19 protein-coding genes are annotated in these 21,372 nt (G+C 75.1%); 8 read left to right on the plus strand and 11 right to left on the minus strand.

What is annotated here, in order from left to right; genetic code table 11:
• Positions 1-12: 12 nt before the first annotated feature.
• Both nusA and rimP read right to left on the minus strand, forming a co-directional pair.
• Positions 13-1,056, minus strand: a complete 1,044-nt coding sequence (gene nusA, locus SM577_RS06930) for a transcription termination factor NusA (RefSeq protein WP_302917678.1) — start codon at positions 1,054-1,056, stop codon at positions 13-15.
• A complete protein-coding gene (gene rimP, locus SM577_RS06935; protein WP_474586510.1) occupies positions 1,053-1,748 on the minus strand; it encodes a ribosome maturation factor RimP in 696 nt (231 codons plus the stop codon). Before rimP ends, nusA begins: the two co-directional genes overlap by 4 nt.
• 227 nt (positions 1,749-1,975) lie before the next feature.
• On the opposite strand from rimP, the gene SM577_RS06940 reads away from it, so the two are divergent.
• The 7 genes from SM577_RS06940 to SM577_RS06970 all read left to right on the plus strand — a co-directional run bounded on the left by SM577_RS06940 (position 1,976) and on the right by SM577_RS06970 (position 8,349).
• Positions 1,976-2,425 carry a hypothetical protein gene (locus SM577_RS06940; RefSeq protein ID WP_302917680.1) on the plus strand — a complete coding sequence of 150 codons (450 nt, stop codon included), beginning with the start codon at positions 1,976-1,978 and terminating at the stop codon, positions 2,423-2,425.
• Positions 2,422-2,871, plus strand: a complete 450-nt coding sequence (locus SM577_RS06945; protein WP_474580348.1) for a ferritin-like domain-containing protein — start codon at positions 2,422-2,424, stop codon at positions 2,869-2,871. The genes SM577_RS06940 and SM577_RS06945 overlap by 4 nt, the downstream gene beginning before the upstream one ends.
• 67 nt (positions 2,872-2,938) lie before the next feature.
• Positions 2,939-3,520, plus strand: a complete 582-nt coding sequence (locus SM577_RS06950) for a PadR family transcriptional regulator (protein ID WP_302917682.1) — start codon at positions 2,939-2,941, stop codon at positions 3,518-3,520.
• On the plus strand, positions 3,517-4,281 hold the full coding sequence (locus SM577_RS06955; protein WP_302917683.1) for an ABC transporter ATP-binding protein: 765 nt from the start codon (positions 3,517-3,519) through the stop codon (positions 4,279-4,281). Before SM577_RS06950 ends, SM577_RS06955 begins: the two co-directional genes overlap by 4 nt.
• A complete protein-coding gene (locus SM577_RS06960) occupies positions 4,278-6,995 on the plus strand; it encodes an FtsX-like permease family protein (RefSeq protein WP_474586511.1) in 2,718 nt (905 codons plus the stop codon). The genes SM577_RS06955 and SM577_RS06960 overlap by 4 nt, the downstream gene beginning before the upstream one ends.
• A 57-nt stretch (positions 6,996-7,052) precedes the next feature.
• Complete coding sequence (locus SM577_RS06965; RefSeq protein ID WP_302917685.1) at positions 7,053-7,550, plus strand: nitroreductase/quinone reductase family protein; 498 nt, start codon at positions 7,053-7,055, stop codon at positions 7,548-7,550.
• Between the two features lie 61 nt (positions 7,551-7,611).
• Positions 7,612-8,349 (plus strand): nucleotidyltransferase domain-containing protein, encoded by a 738-nt coding sequence (locus SM577_RS06970; protein ID WP_474586512.1) that lies wholly within the window; start codon positions 7,612-7,614, stop codon positions 8,347-8,349.
• Positions 8,350-8,413: 64 nt separating this feature from the next.
• Here SM577_RS06970 and SM577_RS06975 read toward each other — a convergent pair whose 3' ends face one another.
• Entirely contained in the window at positions 8,414-9,130 is a 717-nt protein-coding gene (locus tag SM577_RS06975) for a VIT1/CCC1 transporter family protein (protein WP_474580351.1), read from the minus strand.
• Positions 9,127-9,984 carry a type I methionyl aminopeptidase gene (gene map / locus SM577_RS06980; RefSeq protein ID WP_088995449.1) on the minus strand — a complete coding sequence of 286 codons (858 nt, stop codon included), beginning with the start codon at positions 9,982-9,984 and terminating at the stop codon, positions 9,127-9,129. The genes SM577_RS06975 and map overlap by 4 nt, the downstream gene beginning before the upstream one ends.
• A gap of 95 nt (positions 9,985-10,079) precedes the next feature.
• Here map and SM577_RS06985 point away from each other — a divergent pair, with 95 nt between their 5' ends.
• Positions 10,080-10,394 carry an STAS domain-containing protein gene (locus tag SM577_RS06985; protein ID WP_302917688.1) on the plus strand — a complete coding sequence of 105 codons (315 nt, stop codon included), beginning with the start codon at positions 10,080-10,082 and terminating at the stop codon, positions 10,392-10,394.
• A 66-nt stretch (positions 10,395-10,460) separates the two neighbouring features.
• Here the strand turns inward: SM577_RS06985 and SM577_RS06990 are convergent, their stop codons facing one another.
• From SM577_RS06990 to SM577_RS07020, 7 genes are all read right to left on the minus strand, one after another.
• Entirely contained in the window at positions 10,461-14,117 is a 3,657-nt protein-coding gene (locus tag SM577_RS06990) for a SpoIIE family protein phosphatase (protein ID WP_474580352.1), read from the minus strand.
• Between the two features lie 360 nt (positions 14,118-14,477).
• Positions 14,478-15,185 (minus strand): gamma-glutamyl-gamma-aminobutyrate hydrolase family protein, encoded by a 708-nt coding sequence (locus SM577_RS06995; protein ID WP_474586513.1) that lies wholly within the window; start codon positions 15,183-15,185, stop codon positions 14,478-14,480.
• On the minus strand, positions 15,182-15,949 hold the full coding sequence (locus tag SM577_RS07000; RefSeq protein ID WP_474580354.1) for a 3-oxoacyl-ACP reductase: 768 nt from the start codon (positions 15,947-15,949) through the stop codon (positions 15,182-15,184). The genes SM577_RS06995 and SM577_RS07000 overlap by 4 nt, the downstream gene beginning before the upstream one ends.
• 94 nt (positions 15,950-16,043) lie before the next feature.
• On the minus strand, positions 16,044-17,390 hold the full coding sequence (locus SM577_RS07005; RefSeq protein ID WP_474586640.1) for an aldehyde dehydrogenase family protein: 1,347 nt from the start codon (positions 17,388-17,390) through the stop codon (positions 16,044-16,046).
• 120 nt (positions 17,391-17,510) lie between these two features.
• A complete protein-coding gene (locus SM577_RS07010) occupies positions 17,511-18,875 on the minus strand; it encodes a glutamine synthetase family protein (protein ID WP_302917692.1) in 1,365 nt (454 codons plus the stop codon).
• Between the two features lie 94 nt (positions 18,876-18,969).
• Positions 18,970-20,577, minus strand: a complete 1,608-nt coding sequence (locus SM577_RS07015; RefSeq protein WP_474580355.1) for an amino acid permease — start codon at positions 20,575-20,577, stop codon at positions 18,970-18,972.
• 291 nt (positions 20,578-20,868) lie between these two features.
• On the minus strand, positions 20,869-21,369 hold the full coding sequence (locus SM577_RS07020; RefSeq protein WP_474580356.1) for a DUF456 domain-containing protein: 501 nt from the start codon (positions 21,367-21,369) through the stop codon (positions 20,869-20,871).
• Between the last annotated feature and the right edge of the window lie 3 nt (positions 21,370-21,372).

Raw genomic sequence — 21,372 nt, forward strand, 5'->3', positions numbered from 1 at the left:
GAAAGTCTACCCCTAGCTGCTCGAGATCGCGCCGCCCGGCTCCGGTACGTGATCAGCTTCGCCCCGGCCGGGTGCGGCCGCCTGCTCGGCGTCGGAACGAATGTCGATCCGCCAACCGGTCAGCCGGGCCGCGAGCCGGGCATTCTGCCCTTCCCGGCCGATCGCCAGCGACAGCTGGAAATCCGGGACGGTGACCCGGGCGGTCCGGCTGGCCAGGTCGACCACCTCGACGCGCAGCGCCTTGGCCGGCGACAACGCGTTGCCGACGAAGGTCGCCGGGTCCTCCGACCAGTCGATGATGTCGATCTTCTCGCCGTGCAGCTCGCTCATCACCGCGCGGACCCGCTGCCCCATCGGGCCGATGCAGGCGCCCTTGGCGTTCACGCCCGGGGCGGTCGAGCGGACCGCGATCTTCGTACGGTGACCTGCCTCACGTGCGATCGCCGCGATGTCGACGGTGCCGTCGGCGATCTCCGGCACCTCCAGCGCGAAGAGCTTCTTCACCAGCGCCGGGTGCGAGCGGGAGAGCGTGATCTGCGGACCCCGCATCCCCTTGGCCACGTGCACCACCACGCAACGGATCCGCTCGCCGTGCGCGTACCGCTCGCCGGGCACCTGCTCGGACTGGGGCAGGACGCCCTCCAGCTTGCCCAGGTCGACGCTGACGATGCCCTTCTCGGCCCGCGCCTCGTGCGCCTGCACCACGCCGGTGACCAGGTCGCCGTCGCGCCCGACGTACTCGCCGAAGTGCACCTCGTCGGTGGCCTCCCGCAGCCGCTGGAGGATCACCTGCTTGGCGGTCATGGCGGCGATCCGGCCGAAGTCGTGCGGGGTGTCGTCCCACTCCCGCGCCACCCCGCCCTCGTCGTCCAGTTCCTGGGCGTACACCAGGGCGGCGCCGGTCTTGCGGTCGATCTCCACCCGGGCGTGCGGCTCCGCGCCCTCGGTGTGCCGGTAAGCGGTCAGCAGCGCGGTCTCGATCGCCGCGAGGATCGTGTCGAACGGGATCTCCCGCTCGCGCTCCAGTGCGCGCAGCGCCGCGAGGTCGATGTTCACCTCTCCTCGTCCTCCACATCGTCGTCGTCGTCGAAGTCGTCGGTGTCGTCTGTCCCGTCGAGCCCGTCCGGCTCCTCGATCTCGTCGAGGCGGGTGAACTCGACCTGCACGCGGCCCGGGCCGAGGTCGGCGTGGGCCACCTCGGCGGGGCCGGCGTCGGTCTCCAGCACCACGCGCTCGTCGTCGGCCGCGACCACCCGGCCGGTGACCTGCCGGTCACCCGCGGGACGCTCGCCGCGCTGCCCGGGCAGCCCGCCCCGGACGGTCACCTTCACCAGCCGGCCCACGTTGCGCCGCCAGTGCCGCGGCTGGGTCAGCGGCCGGTCCACCCCCGGCGAGCTGACCTCCAGCTGGTACTCCCCGGCGACCAGGTCGCCGCCGGACTCCTCCGCGGCGTCCAACGCCGCCGAGACGGCCCGGGAGACGTCGGCGACGGCGTCCAGGTTGATCCCGCCGTCGGCGTCGACGATCACCCGCACCACGTGCCGCCGGCCGGCCCGGGAGACGGTGAGCTCCTCCAGGTCGTAGCCGGCCGCGCCGACCACCGGCTCGATGACCTCGCGCAACCGGGCGCGCCGGGCGGCCAGGTCGCCCCGGGGGGCGCCGGCGCGCTCGACGCCACGCGGGCCGTCGGCCCGGCGGGGTCGTCCCGTCGGCCCCGTCGACCTGGTGGCTCGGCCACGCTGCGTCATCTGGCGCACCCTCTCCTTCAGCGGCGGCGCGATCTGCCGCCATGCCGGCACGCCACCGGGGCGGACGCGCCGGTGGCTGCGCAGAGCGTAACGCGCCGGTGCCGTCCCGGACCGGGCGGCGCACCGACGCCCTGGCCCACGTACCGCCACCGATGGTGTTGACTTGTCCGGTGGCGACGGGCAGAACGACACAACACAGCCGGGGATCCGGGCATTCCCGACGAACGGTGCTGCGGGCCGGCGCCCTGCTGGCCCTCGGCGGCGCGGCCGGGTCGCTGGCCGGCTGCGGGCTCTTCGACCGCGACGACCCGGCCCCCGGGCCGGACCCGCTCGCGCCACTGGTCGACGAGTCGCTCCGGCTGGCCGCCGGGCTCCGGGCGGCCGCCGGCGCCCACCCGGCGCTGGCCGACCGGCTCACCCCGATCGCGGAGGCGCACCAGGCGCACGCGGCGGAACTCGCCCGGGTGATCGGCACGCCGCTGCCGTCCGCGCCCGCGCCGACCCCCTCCGACCCCGCCGCGGCCGACCCGGACGCCGCCCTCGCCGCGCTGCGCGAGGCCGAACGCGCCGCCCGGGAGACCGCGACGAAGGCCTGCGCGGCGGCGCCGGCCGAGCGGGCCGCGCTGCTCGGCTCGATCGCCGCCGCCCGGGCCACCCACGTGGAGGCACTGAAGTGACGCAGCCGACCGCCCCGGCCGGGCCCACCGCCGCCCTGGCCGACGCGCTCACCGCCGAGTACGCGGCCATCTGGGCCTACGGCCCGATCGGGGTACGGCTCAGCGGGGCCGCCCGGGCGGCCGCCCGGGACGCCGAGGCCGCCCACCGGCGCCGGCGGGACGCCCTGGTGCTGCGGCTGAGCACCACCGGCGGCACGGTCCCGGCGGACCGGGCCGGCTACGCGCTGCCGTTCCCGGTGACCGACCGGGCGAGCGCGCTGCGGCTGGCGGTGGAGGTCGAGGACCGGGCCGCCGCGTTCTGGCGGGCGGCCCTGCCGCACACCACCGGCGCCGACCGCGAACAGGCGCTGGCCGCGCTGGTGGAGTACGCCCTGCGGGCCACCCGCTGGCGGCGCACCGCGGGGATCACCCCGCTGACCGTGCCGTTCCCCGGCCGACCTGCCTGAACCCGGGCCGCGGCGCAGTCGCGCCTCCGGTTGCGGGTGACATACCAGGTATGCATACTCCGTTGCCATGTCCATCCGTCACGGGCTGCTCGCCCTGCTCGAACGCGGCCAGATGTACGGCTACCAGCTGCGCGCCGCGTTCGAGGAGTCGACCGGCTCGACCTGGCCGCTGAACATCGGGCAGGTCTACACCACCCTGTCCCGGCTGGAACGGGACGGGCTGGTCCGGTCGCTGCCGGAGAGCGAGGCCGGGCAGCGCCCGTACGAGATCACCGACGCCGGGCGGGCGGACCTGACGTTGTGGTTCGCCACCCCGATCAGCCGGACCGACCGTCCCCGGGACGAACTGGCGATCAAGCTCGCCCTGGCGCTCACCACCCCCGGGGTGGACGTCCGGTCGGTGGTGCAGACCCAGCGCAGCGCGACCATGCGCACGCTGCAGGAGTTGACCCGGTTGAAGTACGCCAGCGACCGGCCCGAGGACCTGCCGTGGCGGTTGGTGCTGGACGCGATGGTGTTCCAGGCCGAGGCGGAGGTGCGCTGGCTGGACCACTGCGAGACCAGCCTGGTGCGGTACCGGCCGCCGGCGGGCGGACCGGCGGCCGCCCCGGGGGCGGTGGACCGGACCGACGAGGAGGCGCGCCGGTGAGCGTCGACGGCGGCGCGCACGGGCCGGGCCAGCCGGCCGAGGGCGCCGTGCTCGACCTGCGCGACGTGCACCGCACCCACGGCACCGGCCCGGCCGCCGTGCACGCCCTGCGCGGGGTGAGCCTGTCGGTGCGGCCGGGTGAGCTGGTCGCCGTGATGGGACCGTCCGGCTCCGGGAAGTCGACCCTGCTGGCGCTCGCCGGCGGGCTGGACAGCCCGACCGCCGGCGAGGTGCGCGTCGAGGGCCAGCCGCTGGGCGAGCTGGACCGGCGGCGGCTGGCGCAGCTGCGCCGGCGCCGGATCGGCTACATCTTCCAGGACCTCAACCTGCTCGGCAGCCTCACCGCGGTGGAGAACGTGGCGCTGCCGCTCGAACTGGACGGCGCCGGCGTGCGGCGGGCCCGGCGGCTGGCCGCGGAGGCGCTCGCCGAGGTGGGCCTGCCGGAGCTGGGTGACCGCTTCCCGGACCAGCTCTCCGGCGGCCAGCAACAGCGGGTCGCGATCGCCCGGGCGCTGGTCGGCGAGCGCCGGCTGGTGCTGGCCGACGAGCCGACCGGCGCGCTCGACTCGCAGACCGGCGAGGCGGTGCTGCACCTGCTGCGCCGCCGGGTGGACGCGGGCGCGGCCGGGGTGCTGGTCACCCACGAGGCGCGGCACGCCGGCTGGGCCGACCGGGTGGTGTTCCTGCGCGACGGGGTGCTGGTCGACACCACCGCTCCGCTGGTCGGGGTCGAGCAGTTGCTGAGCGGCAGCGGGCGGTGAGCCGGGGCCGCGGCGAGCGGCTCGCCGGGGTGGTCGGGTCCTGGCGGGCGGCGCTGCGGATCGCCCGGCGGGAGGCGCGGCGGGCCCGGGGCCGTACCGCGCTGGTGCTCGCGATGATCACCCTGCCGGTGCTGGCGCTGAGCTTCGCCGCGGCCAGCTACGACATGTCCGAGCTGTCCCGCGCCGAGCAGCTCGACCGCCAGCTCGGCACCGCCGACGCGGAGCTGCGCTGGGTCGCCCGGGGCCCGGTGGCGCAGAGCGCCTGGGGGGAGGGCTGGCGCCACGAGGGCGACCCGGCCCAGCCCGCCCCGGTGACCGCCGAGCAGGTCGGCGCGTTGCTGCCCGCCGGCAGCCGGGCCCTGGAGGTACGCCGGTGGGTGCCGGTCCCGCTCCGGGTCGGCGACCGGGACGAGGCCTTCTCCGGCCGGGTGCTCGATCTCACCGACCCGCTCGGTGCCGGGCTGGCCCGGGTGCTCTCCGGCCGCCCGCCCGGCCGGGCGGGTGAGATCGCGCTGAACCCGGCGGCGCTGCGCCGCCTGGACGTCCGTCCCGGTGGCACGGTCACCACCGCCGACGGCTCGGCCAGCTACGCCGTCGTCGGCGTGGTCGAGTTCCCCGAGGAGCTGCGCCCGGTGGTGGCGCTGCACCCGGCCACCGCGCCCGGCCCCGCGGTGGTGCCCGACAGCACCTTCCTGGTCGACCTGCCCTCCGACGTGGACGGTGACCTGGTCCGCCGGCTCAACCAGCGCGGGATCGTGGTGACCGCGCGTACCCCGGCCCCGGTCGGGCCGCTGGCCGGCGACGCCGACGTCGTGCCGGTCCCCTCCCCGGCGGTCGACGTCGAGCAGGTGAGCACCCTGGTGCTGGTCGGCGGGCTGGGCCTGCTGGAGGTGGTGCTCCTGGTCGGCCCGGCCTTCGCGGTCGGCGTACGGCGCCGGCGGCGGGACCTGGCGCTGGTCGCCGTGGCCGGCGGGGACGCCGCCCAGCTGCGCCGGATCGTGCTGGCCGACGGGGTGGTGCTGGGCGCGGTCGGGGCCGCCGTCGGGGTGGTGCTCGGGGTCGCGGTCGCGTTCGCCGGCCGGCCGCTGGTGGAGCAGTACCTGTTCGGGGCGCGCTTCGGCGGGTACCGCTGCTGGCCGGCGGCGCTGCTGACGATCGCCGGGGTGGCGGTGCTGGCCGGGGTGCTCGCGGCGCTGGCACCGGCCTGGACGGCGGCCCGGCAGGACGTGGTCGCCGGACTGGCCGGGCGGCGCACCGCGCCGGCGCACCGGCGGCGGTGGCTGACCGCCGGGCTGCTGCTGGTCGCCGGAGGCGCCGCGGTGGCCGCCGCCGGAGCGGCCGGGAGCACGCCGAGCGTCACCCTGGCCGGGCTGGTCCTCGGCGAGCTGGGCCTGGTCTTCGCCACGCCGACGCTGGTCGGGTTGCTCGCCCGGCTCGGCCGGGCGCTGCCGCTGGCACCCCGGATCGCGCTGCGCGACGCCAGCCGCAACCGGTCCTCCACCGCGCCGGCCATCTCCGCGGTGATGGCCGCGGTCGCCGGCAGCGTCGCCCTCGGCGTCTACCTGGCCAGCGACGAGGCCCGTGCCGACCGGATGTACGAGCCGACGATGCCGTACGGCAACGTGGTGGTCAGCCCGCCCGGCCCCGAGGGCGCGGCGGACGCCGGGACGCGGGCCCGGGTCGCCGCGGCGGCCCGCGTCCATCTCGGCGCCGACCGGGTGGCGCCGCTGAGCACGGCGTACTGCCCACCGGGGGTCGACTCCTGTTCGGTCAGCCCGGTGCTGCCGCCGGAGCGGGCCTGCCCGTGGCCGCCCGGCGACGGCCTCTCCGCCGCCGAACGCCGGCGGGCCCTGGCCGACGCCCGCTGCCGGGACGCGCCGGCGGACCGGTACGGCGAGTACTTCCAGGTCGTGGTGGACGACGGGACAGCGCTGCCGATCCTCACCGGCGCCGAGCCGGCGGACGTGGCGGCCGCCACCGCCGTGCTGCGCGCCGGTGGGGCGGTGGTGACCGATCCGCGCTACCTCGTCGACGACCGGGTGCGGGTGCAGGTCGGCCACCTCGGCGACGACCCGGACGCGCCGGCGCCGGCCACCACCGCGCTGCCCGGCTACGCGCTGCGCACCGGGACGGGCGTCCACCGGCTGCTGCTCTCGGCGCCGGCCGCGGACCGGCTCGGGCTGGTCACCCAGCCCCTCGGCTGGGCCATCGACGGGGTGCCGGACCAGCGCCGGCAGGACCGCTTCGTCACCGCGCTGCGGCCGCTCGGCCTGCAGGTGGAGATCGAGCGGGGCCGACCGGAGAGCGGGGCGCGTCCGCTGCTGCTCCTGCTGGCGGCGGCGTCCGGGGTGGTCACCGTGGGCGCCGCGGGCATCGCCACCGGGCTCGCGGCGGCCGAGGGCCGCGCCGACCTGTCCACCCTGGCGGCGGTCGGCGCCGGTCCGGGGGTACGCCGGCTGTTGTCGCTCTGCCAGGCCGGGGTGATCGCCGTGCTCGGCTCCGCGCTCGGCATCGTCGCCGGCCTCGGCACCGCCCTGATCATCCTGACCGCGACCAACCGCCGGTACGCCTCGACCTGGCCGGTGGCGGAGCCGTACCCCATGGTGGTCCCGTGGACCGTCCTCGGCGTGCTGGTGCTGGTGCCGCTGGTGGCGATGCTCGGCGCGGGCCTGTTCACCCGGTCCCGGCTGCCGGTGGAGCGCCGGCTCGACTGAGCACCCGTACCGGATCGGGGGTGCCGCGGACGGCCGCCGGCCGGCACACTGGGCACCGTGCCCGTGCTGGGATCCCTCACCCGCCGAGTCGGCCACCACCGCTGGTTCGGTGCCGCCGCCCGCCTGCTCGTCCCCGCCGACCGGTTGGTCGGGCGGCTGACCCGGGGGCGGGTGGTCGCCCTCGGCCTGGTGCCGTCGCTGGTCATCACCACCACCGGTCGCCGCTCCGGCAAGCCGCGCAGCAACCCGCTGCTCTACGTGCCCGACGGCGACGCGTACGTGGTGGTCGGCTCGAACTGGGGCCAGGCGCACCAGCCCGGCTGGTCGCTGAACCTGCTCGCCGACCCGGCCGCCGAGGTGGCCGTCAAGGGCCGCCGGATCCCGGTGCGCGCCGAGGTGGCCACCGGCGCCGAGCGGGAGCGGCTCTGGCACCTGCTGGTCACCGAGTGGCCGGCCTACCGGACGTACGTCCAGCGGGCCGGTGGCCGGGAGATCCGCGTCTTCCGGCTGGTGCCGACCGGGCGCGGCGCAGCCGCCAACCCCGGCGGAGCCTGACTAGGGTGGAGACGGCGCCCGGCCGACGGGCGGCGCTGCGCACGAGGCAGGGGTGATCGGCGTGGACGCGAGCACCGCGAACGCCGGGACGGACGGGCACCTGGGCGATCCACGGTGGCCGGTGGCCGAGCGGGTGGCCGACGCCGTCCGGCGGCGGTTCCCGGCCGACGTGCTGGCCGTGGCGGTGCACGGCCCGCTGGCCCACGGCGACGACGACGGCGGCGGGGACGGCGAACTCGGGCTGCTGGTGGTCACCTACCGGCCCGGCGCCGGGCCGCCGGCCGCCACCCGCCGGGTCGACGGCGTGCTGGTCGACCTGACCGTCGCCGGCGCGGACGACTACCTAACCCGGGCTCGCACGATCACCTCGCTGTGGCCGCTGACCGCCGACCGGTTCGTCACCACCCGGCCGCTGCACGACCCGACCGGCTGGCTGCGCACGCTGCGCGACGAGCACCTGGGCCGGCTGGCCCGGGCGCGGCCCGCCGAGTTCAGCACCGCCGCCCGGCGGGCCTGGTACCGGGGCAGCGCGGCGCACGCCCGGGCCGCCCGGCTGGCCGAGTGGTACGAGACGGACCAGGCCCTGCTGATGCTCGGCGAGGCGCGGCTGGCGGCGGCGAGCGTGAGCGGCCTGCTCAGCCGCACCTACTTCCGGGATCCGGGCGACGCGGTGCGCCGGACCGGCCTGGCCGGCGCGGACATGACCGAGGTGGGCCGGGTGCTCACCCGGCAGGCCGAGGAGTTGGCCGCCCGCGGCCGCCCGGTCGACGGCACCGTCGACGACCTGCTCGACGGCTGAGACCGGGGCGGCGCCGCGAACGGCGGGTCGGTCCCGCCGAGCGGCCGACCGACCGGCCGCCGGGTCAGCCGAGGCCGCCCTGGACGCCGATCAGGGCGCCGATCAGGTAGGTGGCCGTCGCGGCGGCGCCGCCCAGCAGCAGTTGGCGCAGGCCGCTGGACCACCAGGGCCGGTTGGTGAACCGGGCCACCACCGCGCCGGCCGCGAAGAGCCCGAGGCCACCCACCCCGAGCGCCAGCCAGAGGTTGGTGAACCCGAACAGGTAGGTCAGCAGCGGCACCAGGGCGCCGACGGAGAAGAACAGGAACGACGAAATCGCCGCCGCCCACGGGCTGGGCTGGTCGTCGGGGTCGACGCCCAGCTCCTCCCGGACGTGCACCCGCAGGGCCTCCTCCGGGTTGCGCCGGACCGCCTCGGCGACCTGCGTGGCGAGGTCGCGGGGCAGCCCCCGGGCCACCCAGGCGTCGGCCAGCTCGCGGGCCTCCGCCTCGGGGTGGCGTTCCAGTTCCCGGCGCTCCTTGGCCACCTCGGCGGCGACCTGCTCGTTGGCGGAGCGGACGCTGGTGTACTCGCCCAGCCCCATCGAGATGGCGCCGGCCACCAGACCGGCGGTGCCGGTCAGCACGATGCTGCGCGGCGACACCCCGCCGCCGCCGACGCCGGCGATCAGGGCGATGTTGGTGACCAGGCCGTCCATCGCGCCGAAGACGGCCGGACGCAGCCAGCCGCCGGACACGTCCGCGTGGTGGGCCTCGCGCAGGGCGGCCGGGGTCTCGGTCACGGCAGGGTCAGGATCTCGTGGCCGTCCTCGGTCACCACGATGGTGTGCTCGAACTGGGCCGTCCACCTGCGGTCCTTGGTGACCACGGTCCAGCCGTCGTCCCACATGTCGTACTGGTGGGTGCCGAGGGTGATCATCGGCTCGATGGTGAAGGTCATCCCGGGCTCCATCACGTCGGTGGGGCGCGGGCTGTCGTAGTGCGGCACGTAGAGGCCGCTGTGGAAGGACTCCCCGATGCCGTGGCCGGTGAAGTCGCGTACCACGCCGTAGCCGAAGCGCTTCGCGTACGACTCGATGACCCGGCCGATCACGTTGATCTGCCGCCCCGGGGCGACCGCGCGGATGCCCCGCATCATCGCCTCGTGGGTCCGCTCGACCAGCAGCCGGGCCTCCTCGCTCACCTCGCCGACGCAGAAGGTGGCGTCGGTGTCGCCGTGCACCCCGTTGATGTACGCGGTGACGTCGACGTTGATGATGTCGCCGTCCTCCAGCACCGTCGAATCCGGGATGCCGTGGCAGATGACCTCGTTGAGGCTGGTGCAGCAGGACTTCGGGAAGCCCTTGTAGCCCAGCGTCGACGGGTAGGCCCCGTGGTCGCAGAGGAACTCGTGCACCACCCGGTCGATCTCGTCGGTGGTCACGCCCGGCTTGCAGTGCTCCCCCGCGAGCTGGGTGGCCTGGGCGGCGAGCCGACCGGCGATCCGCATCTTCTCGATCGTCTCCGGCGTCTGCACGTGCGAGCCACGCCACTCCTGCGGACGCTTCTTGCCCACGTACTCCGGGCGGGGAATGTGGGCGGGCACCTGCCGCCACGGGGAGAGCGTGCCTGGGGTCAGCGGCGCACGGACGGTCATGACGCAAGCCTATCGCCGCGGGCGGGGTGAGCCGCGCCACCGCCCACCCCGCGGGGACAGTTGCCCAGCCAGGCCGCCTGTGCCATCGTGTTCGCGTGGATCAAGGGGGCACTCCTCCCGTCTTCTCGGCGAGCGCCGAGATCGACGGTGACCACCTCCGCGTGGTGGTCGCCGGCGAGGTCGACATGGCGACCGCCGACACCATGCTGCAGACCGCGCTGCGCGAGCCCGCCGAGCGGATCACGCTCGACCTGCGCGCGGTCACCTTCTTCGACTCGGCGGCGATCCACGCGCTGGTGCGGCTCGCCCAGCAGTTCCCGGGCACGCTCACCGTGCTGCCGTCCCGGCAGGTCGACCGGGTGCTGACGATCGCCGGCCTGGGCGAGCAGAGCTGGCTGAACCCCGCCTGACCCGCTGCCCGGCCCGGTTCCGTGTGCGGCCCGCCGGGCCCGGTCCCGCGTCCGGGCCCGGCCGGCTCAGTCCTGCAGCCGCCGGCGCAGCGTCAGCTCCGTCCCGTCGGCGGTACGGGTGACGGTCAGCTCCCCCAGCGCCCTGATCAGCGACAGCCCGCGCCCGCGGAAGCCGGCCCCGGTCGGCTCCCGCCACCGGCCGCTGTCGCGGATGGTGGCCACCACCGTGCGGTCCTCGATGGTCACCTCGACGCCGATCGTCGCCTCGGTCGGGTCGACCGGGTGCTCGATGGCGTTGGCCGCCGCCTCGGAGACCGCCACCGTCAGGTCGAACAGGTCCGTCTCGCCGACCCGGTGCGCGACCAGGAAGTCCTCCAGCCGCTTGCGCAGCACGCTCAACCGGGTCGGGTCGGCCGGCAGTCGCAGCGCGAACCGGTTGAGTTCGGTGGCCTCCAGCGCGAGCACCGCCACGTCGTCCCGGCGGGGCCGCTGGGCGACCCGGCGCACCACCGCGTCGACCAGGTCGGCCACGTGCTCGCCGGGTTTCGTGGCGTCGGCGCGCAGTCGGGCCAGCGCCTCGTCGATGCCGAGGCGGCGGTCCTCGATCAGGCCGTCGGTGTAGAGCAGCAGCCGGCTGCCCGCGGTCAGCTCCCCCTCGGCGGTGCCGTAGGAGGTGTCGGGGATGGCGCCCACCGGCGGCCCGAGTGCCCGGTCGTGCAGGAACGCCACCTGCTCTCCTCTGATCAGCAGCGGGGACGGGTGACCGGCGTTGGCGTACCGGAGCCGGCCCGTGCGGGGACTGAACCAGAGGCAGACCACGGTGGCGAAGGAGCGCCCCTCGGTGCTGCCGACGAGCCGGTTGAGCCGGGTCAGCGACTCGCCGGGGTCGAAGCCCTCCAGCACGTACGCCCGCAGCGCGTTGCGCAGCTGGCCCATGGCCGCGGCCGCCCGGACCCCCTTGCCGACCACGTCGCCGATCACCAGGACGAGCTCGTCGTCGCCCAGCGCGACCACGTCGTACCAGTCGCCGCCGACCTCCACGTCGGCGGAGCCGGGCAGGTAGCGGCTGGCCACCACGGCGCCGGGCAGCTGCGGCAGCGAGCGGGGCAGCAGGCTGTGTTGCAGGGTGCTGGCGATCCGGTGTTCGGCCTCGTAGAGCTGGGCGTTCTCCAGCCGGACGCCGACCAGCCGGGCCAGCTGGGTGAGCGCCGCCTCGTCGGTGTCCGCGCCGTCCCCGGCCGCGCGCCAGACCCGCAGCTCGCCGAGTTCCTCCCCGGCGGTGCCGGTGAGCGGCAGCGTGAACGAGGGCTCGGGCGAGGTGACGCCGCCCGCGTCGGCCTCGTAGCGGATCCCGCCGGCCGACACCACCACCCGGGCCGCCTCGGCCAGGTTCAGCGCGTGCCCCGCGGCGACCTGGCACACCTCGGCGGTGGTGCGCGCGCTGTTGACCGCCACCGCCGCGTCGGCCAGCCCGCGCAGCCGCCGGATGATCTGCCCGCGCAGCTGTCCCAGTTCGACGTTGGTCCGGACCCGGGCGACCAGTTCCTGACTCGAGAAGGGCTTGGTGAGGTAGTCGTCGGCACCGACCGACAGCCCGGCGACCGCCTCGGCCGGGCCGGCCCGGGCGGAGAGCAGCACGATCGGCACGTACCGGGTGCGCGGGTCGGCCCGCAGCGCGGCGACCAGCCCGAAACCGTCCAGCCGGGGCATCATCACGTCGGTCAGCACCAGGTCGAACGGGCTCTCCATGGCCCGCCGCAGCGCCTCCACGCCGTCGGTGACGGCGACCACCTCCCAGGTCGGGGAGAGCAGCCGGGTGACGTGTTCGCGCAGGTCGGCGTTGTCGTCGGCGAGCAGGATCCGGCCGGCGGGGGGCCCGGCGGACGGGCCGGCCGGGGCCTGGTCGGTGACCGACCCGGTCCACAGCGCGGTCTCCGCGACGTAGAGGTCGGCCTGCAGCGGCTCGGGGCGCGGGTGCGCCGCATGGGCCACCCGGTCCGCCGGGAGGTGGCGGGTGCCGAACGGGACGGTCACCGTGAACGTGCTGCCAGCGTCGACCCGGCTGGTGACGGCCACCCGCCCACCGTGCATCTCGACCAGCTCGCGGACCAGCGCGAGCCCGATCCCGGTACCCTCGTGGGTACGCGAGCGCGTGCCGGGGACCCGGTGGAAGCGCTCGAAGACGTGCGGCAGCTCGTCCGGCTCGATGCCGACGCCGGTGTCGCTGACCTCCAGCCGGGCGGCGTCGTCGACCGCGGCGATCCGGACCCGGATCTCGCCGTCGAAGGTGAACTTCACCGCGTTCGAGACCAGGTTGAGGACGATCTTCTCCCACATGTCGCGGTCCACGAAGACCGGCGCCGGCAGCGGCGGGCAGTCCACCACCAGGCGCAGGCCGGCCCGCTCGGTCGCCGAGCGGAACGTGCTGGCCAGTTGGGCGGTGTAGCCGGCCAGGTCGGTGGGCTGGTAGTGGGCGGTGAGCCGGCCCGATTCGAGCCGGGAGAAGTCGAGCACCGTGTTGACCAGCTTGAGCAGTCGCAGCGCGTTGCGGTGCATGGTGGTCAGCCGGTCGGTGTGCGCCCCGGCCAGCGCCGGGTCGGCGAGCAGCTCCTCCAGCGGGCCGAGCACCAGGGTGAGCGGGGTGCGGAACTCGTGACTGACGTTGGCGAAGAAGTTGGTCTTGGCCCGGTCCAGGGCGGCCAGCTCGGCGGCCCGCGCCCGCTCCTGCTCGTACGCCAGCTGCCGGCCGGCCGCCCGGGACAGCTGCGCGGCGACCAGGTCGAGGAAGTCGCGGTAGTCGGCGGTGAGCGGAAGCCGGCGGGCGACGCCGAGCACGACGGCGCCGACGATCTCGTTGGCGGCGGCGACCGGGAGCAGCAGCGCCTGCCCGGCGGCGTCGGCGGGCACCGCGTCGAGCAGGTCGGTGACCTCCACGGCGGTGGCGCCGTCGGGGTCGAGGCGGTCGAGCACCGCCGACGGCGCCAGGGTCACCGACCCGGCGTCCACCCCGGGGCAGCCCGCGAGGGTGACCTCGCCGGCTGCGCCGCGCAGGTAGAGCAGGGCGAAGGGCAGGTCGGCACGGTGCCGGTCGAGCACGTCCGCGGCGGTGCGGCCGAGGTCGGCCAGACCGTTCGCCTCGGCCAGCTCGGAACCCAGCTCGGCCAGGGCCCGCAGCCGGCGCTCGCCGAGCACCCGGCCGGTCGTCTCGTTGACGATGCAGAAGATGCCGTCGACGGTGCCGTCGGCGCCGCGGATCGGGTCGTAGGAGACGTTGAAGTAGGTCTGTTCCACGAACCCCTGCCGGTCGAGGAGGAAGAGATGGTCCTCACCCCGGTAGGACCGGCCGGTGCGCCGGACCCCGTCCAGCAGCGGGGCCAGCACGTCCCAGGTCTCCGCCCAGTGCTCGCGGGCCGGCTGGCCGAGCACCTGCGGGTGCTTGGCGCCGATGGTGGGCCGATAGGCGTCGTTGTAGAAGGCGAGCTGGTCCGGGCCCCAGAACATCACGATCTGCGCGCTGGAGGCGAGCATGGTGCTGACCGCGGTGGACAGCGCCGGGGGCCAGCCGCTCGGATGGCCGACCGGGCTGGTGGACCAGTCGAAGTCGGCCAGCCGCCCGCCCATCTCGCCGCCGTTGGCGAAGGCCGCGGCCAGCGAGGCCGGAACCTTCCCGTCGGCACCGTCGAGGGGTCGATCCCCGTCCGCGCCCCCCAGGGCCGAGCTCATGCAGCCTCCCGCTTCGGCCATCCCCGCCTCGGCCGGTGATCGACCGGCCGTGCCCCGCCCAGTACCCCGGCGAAGCAGCAAGGTAACGCACAACGCCCGGAGGACGCTGCTTAGTGGGCCCGCACCACGCCGGCTACGACCCGCCGGCGAGACGCCCCCCGCCCGCACCGTCCGCGACCCGCCCGGGGCGGGCCGCCCGGAAGGCCTGCGACAGCAGGCATTCCGGTCCCATTGACGGGACTTACCCCGCTCCGGCGGAGCCGGACCGCCGGCTCATTGTGACCTCGGTAACATTTCGGCACCGTCCACAATCACCGCCCGGGGACCGGGCCCCGGACACCCCGCGGAAGCGGTCACCGGTCAGCGCGGCGTGCCGGCACCCCGGGCGGCGGCCCGGACCAGCGCGGTGATCGGCCGGGCATCGGCGGCGTTCTCCGGGTGCCACTGCACGCCCAGCACGAAGGGGCGGTCCGGGTCCTCCACCGCCTCCACCACCCCGTCGTCGGACCAACCGGTGACCGCCAGCCGGCCCGGGTCGGCGACCGCCTGGTGGTGGTACGAGTCGACCCGGTCCACCCCGGCCATCACCCGCGCCGCCAGGCTGCCCGGGGTGAACCGCACCCCGTGCGCGCCGTAGACCCCGGGCGCGGGGCGGTGCCCGTCGTGGCCCACCACGTCGGGCAGGTGCTGGTGCAGCGCGCCGCCGCAGGCCACCACGAGCAGTTGCATCCCCCGGCACACGCCGAGCACCGGCAGCCCGGCGGTCAGCGCGGCGTCGAGCAGGGCCAGCTCACCGGCATCGCGCCCCGGCCGGCTCTCGGTCCGGGGCGCGGGCGGCTGGCCGTACCGGCCCGGATCGACGTCGGCCCCACCGGCCAGCACCAGCCCGTCCAGCACCCGCACCACGTCGGCGTCCCGGTCGTCCGGGGGCAGCACCACGGCCCGGCCGCCGGCCGCGGTCACCGCGCGGACGTACGCCCGCGGCACCAGCACCGCCGGGACGTCCCGCCAGACCCCCCAGGCGGCCGGTTCGACGTACGCGGTGACCCCGATCAGCGGCCGGGTCACAGCGGCGTCACGTACGCGCCGGTGATGCCACCGTCGACGACGAACTGGGCGGCGGTCATGAACGAGGCGTCGTCGCTGGCCAGGAAGGCCACCGCGGCGGCGATCTCCTCCGGTTCGCCGAACCGGCCCATCGGCACGTGCACCAGCCGGCGGGCGGCCCGTTCCGGGTCGGCGGCGAAGAGTTCCCGCAGCAGCGGGGTGGCGACCGGGCCGGGGCAGAGCGCGTTGACCCGGATGCCCTCCCGGGCGAACTGCACGCCCAGCTCCCGGGTCATCGCCAGCACCCCGCCCTTGCTCGCGGTGTACGCGATCTGCGAGGTGGCCGCCCCCATCAGCGCCACGAACGAGGCGGTGTTGATGATCGAGCCCTTGCCCTGCCGCCGCATGTGCGGGATGGCGTACTTGCAGCAGAGGTAGACGCTGGTGGTGTTGACCCGCAGCACCCGTTCCCAGGCCTCGATCCCGGTGGTCAGGATCGAGTCGTCGTCCGGCGGCGAGATGCCGGCGTTGTTGAACGCGACGTCCACCCGGCCGTGCCGGGCGGCCACCCCGTCGAACAGGTCCCGGACGGCCGCCTCGTCGGCCACGTCCGCCGCGACGAACTCCCCGCGGACCCCGTCCGCGGCCCGCTTGCCGGCCTCGACGTCGATGTCGACGCAGACCACCCGGGCCCCCTCGGCGGCGAACCGCCGCGCCGTGGCCAGCCCGATCCCGCTGCCCGCCCCGGTGACCACGGCCACCCGGTCCTGCAACCGACCCTGCATGGTCCTCCCCCATCTGCTCGTCCGGCCGGACGTCCCGCCGCCGGCCCTACCCCTCTGCCGCCCGGCCCGCGCCCGTGCGTGGACCGGCCGCCGCTCAGCTCTCCGTCGCGATGAAGACGTTCTTGACGTCGGTGAAGGCGTGCAGCGCGTCCGGGCCGAGTTCGCGGCCCAGCCCGGAGCGCTTCATCCCGCCGAACGGGGTCCAGTACCGCACCGAGGAGTGCGAGTTGACGCTGAGGTTGCCGGACTCCACCGCCCGGGCCACCCGCACCGCCCGGCCCACGTCCCGGGTCCAGATCGAGCCGGAGAGGCCGTACTCGGTGTCGTTGGCGAGCCGGACCCCGTCGGCCTCGTCGTCGAAGGGCAGCACCGAGACCACCGGGCCGAAGATCTCCTCCCGCCAGTGCCGGTCGGTGGGGGCGTCGGCGAGCAGCACCGTCGGTGGGTACCACCAGCCGGGGCCCGGCGGGCAGGAGCCGGTGAACGCCACCCGCGCGCCGTCGACGTAGCCGGTGACCCGGTCCCGCTGGCCGGCCGAGATCAGCGGGCCCATCTCGGCGCTCTCCCGGGCCGGGTCCTCCACCCGCAGGGCGCGCACCGCCGGCTCCAGCAGTTCCAGGAACCGGTCGTACACCGGCCGCTGGACCAGGATCCGGGACCGGGCGCAGCAGTCCTGGCCGGCGTTGTCGAAGACCGCGTACGGTGCGCTCGCGGCGGCCCGTTCCAGGTCGGCGTCGGCGAAGACCAGGTTGGCGCTCTTGCCGCCCAGCTCCAGGGTGACCCGCTTCACCTGGGCCGCGCAGCCGGCCATGATCCGGGTGCCGACCTCGGTGGAGCCGGTGAAGCAGATCTTGCGGACCGCCGGGTGGGTGACGAACCGCTCCCCGACCACCGAGCCCGCGCCGGGGAGCACGGTGAACACGTCCTCGGGCAGCCCCGCCTCGCGGGCCAGCTCGGCCAGGCGCAGCGCGGTCAGCGGGGTCAGCTCGGCCGGTTTGAGCACCACCGTGTTGCCGGCCGCCAGCGCCGGGGCGAAACCCCACGCGGCGATCGGCATCGGGAAGTTCCACGGCACGATCACCCCGACCACACCGAGCGGCTCGTGGAAGGTGACGTCCAGCCCGCCCGGCACCGGGATCTGCCGGCCGGTCAGCCGTTCCGGCGCGCCGGCGTAGTAGTCGAGTACGTCCCGGACGTTGCCCGCCTCCCACCGGGCGTTGCCGATGGTGTGCCCCGAGTTGCGCACCTCCAGCCGCGCCAGCTCCTCCAGGTGCGCGTCCACCACTGCGGCGAACCGCCGCAGCAGCCGCGCCCGGTCCCCCGGCGCGACCCCCCGCCACCGCTCGTACGCCGCCGCCGCCCGCGAGATGGCCGCGTCCACCTCACCGAGCGAGGCCGCTTCCACGCTCGCGACAACCTCCCCGGTAGCCGGGTTCCGCACGTCGGTCACGCGCCCCGCCCTCCTTCGTCTCCGCGATCTTGCGCTTGCTGCCCCGGCAAAAGCCGCTCATCACCACGAATCCGGGGCGGAAAGTGCAAGATCGCGGGGAGCGTCGGCGGGTCAGAGGCGTTCGAAGCCACGGGTCAGTTCCCAGTCGGTGACGGCGGCGTCGAAGGCGGTCAGCTCGACCCGGGCGTGGTTGGCGTAGTGGGCGGCCACCTCGGCGCCGAACGCCTCGGTGGCCAGCGACGACGCCTCCCAGAGGGCGAGGGCGTCGCGCAGCGTGCCGGGGACCCGCTCGGCGGCCCGGTCGTCGTACGCGTTGCCGGTGCACTCCTCGCCCAGCGGCAGTTCCCGCTCGATGCCGTGCAGCGCCCCGGCGATCAGCGCCGCGATGGCCAGGTACGGGTTCACGTCCGCCCCGGGCACCCGGTTCTCCACCCGCATGCCCTGACCGTGGCCGACCAGCCGCAGCGCGCAGGTGCGGTTGTCGGTGCCCCAGCGCAGCGCGGTCGGGGCGAACGAGCCGGGCTGGTACCGCTTGTAGGAGTTGACGTTGGGCGCGAAGAAGAGGCTGAACTCCCGCATGGTGGCCAGCAGCCCGGCCAGCACCCGCTGCCCGGTCACCGACAGCTGCGCCGGGCCGTCGCCGAGCAGGGCCGAGCCGCCGGTGCGGTCGCGCAGCGAGAAGTGGATGTGGCAGGAGTTGCCCTCCCGGGCGTTGGGCTTGGCCATGAAGGTGATCGACATGCCCTCCTGGGCGGCGATCTCCTTCGCCCCGTTCTTGTAGATGACGTGGTGGTCGGCGCAGGCCACCGCCTCGTCGTAGCGGAAGGCGATCTCGTGCTGGCCGAGGTTGCACTCGCCCTTGGCGCTCTCCGGGGTCAGCCCGGCGCCGGCCATCTCGCGCCGGATCCGGCGCAGCAGCGGCTCCACCCGGGCGGTGCCGAGCAGCGAGTAGTCCACGTTGTACTGGTTGGCCGGGGTGAGGTCCCGGTAGCCGCGCCGCCACGCCTGCTCGTACGAGTCGCGGTACAGCACGAACTCCAGCTCGGTGCCGGCGTACGCGGTCAGCCCGTGCTCGGCCAGCCGCTCCACCTGCCGGCGCAGGATCTGCCGGGGCGAGGCGACCACCGGGGCGGCCCCGTCCAGCCAGGCGAGGTCCGCCAGCACCAGGGCGGTGCCCGGCTGCCAGGGCACCCGGCGCAGGGTGTCGAAGTCGGGCAGCATGGCGAAGTCGCCGTAGCCCCGCTCCCAGCCGGACATGGCGTACCCGTCCACGGTGTTCATGTCCACGTCGACCGCGAGCAGGTAGTTGCACCCCTCGCTGCCGTGCGCGACCACCTGGTCCAGGAAGTAGGGCGCGTGGAACCGCTTGCCCTGCAACCGGCCCTGCATGTCGACCAGGGCCAGCACCACCGTGTCGATCTCGTGCTCGGCGACGGCGACCCGCAGTTGTTCCAGTGTGAGCGGCGCTCTCCTCATCCGCGGGCCTCCATCACCAAGGTCTACCGGTAAGACGTGATCACCGTCAATGCCCGCTGGCCCGGCGCCGGCAAACCGCCGCCGGGCCGCCACTTCACGCCGGCTCGTCCGCCCGGTCGCCGTCCGCCCGGTCGCCGTCGGCCGCGGCCCGGGGCGCCGGCAGGTCGACGGTACGCACCGGGCCGGTGAACCACCGCCGGGCCGAGGCGTACCACCAGACCGCTACCAGCAGCAGCACCCCGCCCACCGCGATCGGCGCGTAGTTCACCGCCGACCAGGTGAAGTCCGGGTTGCCGGGCACCCCGGCGGGGACGATCGGCAGCACGAAGTAGATCGAGATCACCGCGATCTCGACCACCGCGATCCAGCCGAGCAGCTTGTACCGCGGACCCAGCGTCCACGGTCCCGGGACGAACCGGTCACCCATCCGCAGCCGCAGGTAGATGGGGATGATGAAGGACAGGTAGAGCCCGATCACCGCGACCGACACCACCGCGTAGAAGGCGACCGGGATGCCGTCCGGGCTCTGGTAGAGCGCGGGCAGGGTGAGCACCAGGCCGGCCAGGGTGGCCCCGATGATCGCGTTCACCGGAGTGCCGTTGCGGTCCACCCGGGACCAGAGCCGCCAGCCCGGCACCGCCCGGTCCCGGCTGAACGCGTACGCCATCCGGCTCATCGAGGTCACACAGCTCATCCCGCAGAAGAACTGCCCGATGGTGGAGATGATGATGACCGCCTTGAAGAAGAACGGGGTCAGCGCGGATTCGAAGATCGCGCCGGAGAAGCCGCCCGCCTCGTTGACCGCCTCGACGTCGGTGGCGGCGAAGAGGAAGGCCAGCAGCAGGATCCAGCCGCCGATGGCGGAGTAGAAGATCGACTGCCACAGGCCGCGGGCGGCGGCCTGGGAGGCGCCCCGGGTCTCCTCGGAGACGTGCGCGCAGGCGTCGAAGCCGGTGATCGTGTACTGGGTGAGCAGGAAGCCCAGCGGCAGCACGTAGAACCAGAAGGTCAACCCGCTGGTGTCGCCGTCGCCGAAGCCGGAGTTGTTGAACCGCTCGGTGAAGACGAACTGGAAGCTCTGGTGGTCGTCCGGGACCAGGACCAGGATGGCCACCACGGCGGTCGCGCCGGCCACGTGCCACCAGACCGACACGTTCTGGAGTACGTCGATGATCCGGTGCCCGAGGATGTTGATCAGCCCGTGCAGCACCAGGATGATCACGAAGAGGATGAACGCCTGCCGCAGCGTCCCCGCCCAGCCGTCGAAGAGCGCGGAGAGGGTGAGGTTGAGGAACGTCGCGCAGCCGTAGTCGACCGACGCGGTGACCGCTACCAGGCCGATCAGGTTGAGCCAGCCGGTGAACCAGCCGTGCACCGGCTTGCCCATCCGCGCCGCCCACCAGTAGATCCCGCCCGCGGTCGGGTACGCGCTGACCAGCTCGGCCAGGCAGAAGCCGATGATCAGGATGAACAGCGAGATGAGCGGCCAGCCCCAGGAGACCGCGACCGGCCCGCCGTTGTTCCAGGCCTGGCCGAAGGTGGTGAAGCAGCCGGCCAGGATGGAGATGATGGAGAACGAGATGGCGAAGTTGGAGAAGCCGCTCCACTTGCGGCGCAGCTCCTGCTTGTAACCGAGTTCGGCGAGTCGTCGGGCGTCGTCGTCCATCGGCTGCTCGGCGGTCGGCGCGGGCGTCGTGGCCACTGCACACCTCCTCGAGGCGGGTCCCCGGTGCGAGTGGGCAAAGTGTCGTCCCGCCGATCAAGGCGGTCAATACATCACGGGTGGGAATGTCACCGCCGGCCGGGCTAATTCCGTTGCCGCCCCGGGCCGTCCGGGCGCATCCTTGACGTCGTGACCAGGCCCGATCGCGACGGGCCGGCGCCGGGCGCTCGGACCGCCCCGGCACCGCGGCGGCGCGGGGCACGTCACCTCTCTCTCACCCGTACGGCGGTACGCCGTACCCGACACCCGCCCCGCGCCGCCGCCCAGCCGTCAGCCCAGCAGCAGCCCGGCGACCCACAGCGCGGCGATGAGCAGGCCGGCGAGGAACTCGACAAGCATGGCCAGCCCGGCCGCCGCCACCGCCTGCTTCGTCGCCGGCCAGGCCAGCCGGGAGTCGCCCAGGCGCAGCCGTTCCGCCGCCCACACCCCGCCGACGAAACCGAGCACCAGCCCGACCACCGGGACCACGAAGAAGCCGACCAGCCCCAGCAGCCCGCCGGCCAGCAGCGACGAGGTGGGCACGCCGGTGCGCTTCAGGTTGCGCCCCGGCCAGGCGTACTTGACCACCGTCCCGCCGAGGGCGACCAGGGTGGCGGCCGCAAGCACCAGCCACCGGCCGGCGCCCGCGCCGCCGAAGAGCGCCCAGACCAGCACCCCGCCCCAGCACAGCGGCAACGCCGGCAGCCCGGGCACCACCACCCCGGCCAGCCCGGCCAGGATCGCCAGGGCGGCCAGCACCGAGACGGCCGCCTGCGAATCGGTCAGACTCACCTG

It is taken from the genome of Micromonospora desertarenae (assembly GCF_056150265.1).

Bases quoted from the DNA above. Each gene is read 5' to 3' on its own strand.
- rimP (WP_474586510.1), bottom strand. From the start codon at position 1,748: ATGACGCAGCGTGGCCGAGCCACCAGGTCGACGGGGCCGACGGGACGA.
- SM577_RS06990 (WP_474580352.1), bottom strand. From the start codon at position 14,117: ATGAGCTCGGCCCTGGGGGGCGCGGACGGGGATCGACCCCTCGACGGT.
- map (WP_088995449.1), bottom strand. From the start codon at position 9,984: ATGACCGTCCGTGCGCCGCTGACCCCAGGCACGCTCTCCCCGTGGCGG.
- SM577_RS07010 (WP_302917692.1), bottom strand. From the start codon at position 18,875: ATGAGGAGAGCGCCGCTCACACTGGAACAACTGCGGGTCGCCGTCGCC.
- SM577_RS07000 (WP_474580354.1), bottom strand. From the start codon at position 15,949: ATGCAGGGTCGGTTGCAGGACCGGGTGGCCGTGGTCACCGGGGCGGGC.
- SM577_RS06950 (WP_302917682.1), top strand. From the start codon at position 2,939: ATGTCCATCCGTCACGGGCTGCTCGCCCTGCTCGAACGCGGCCAGATG.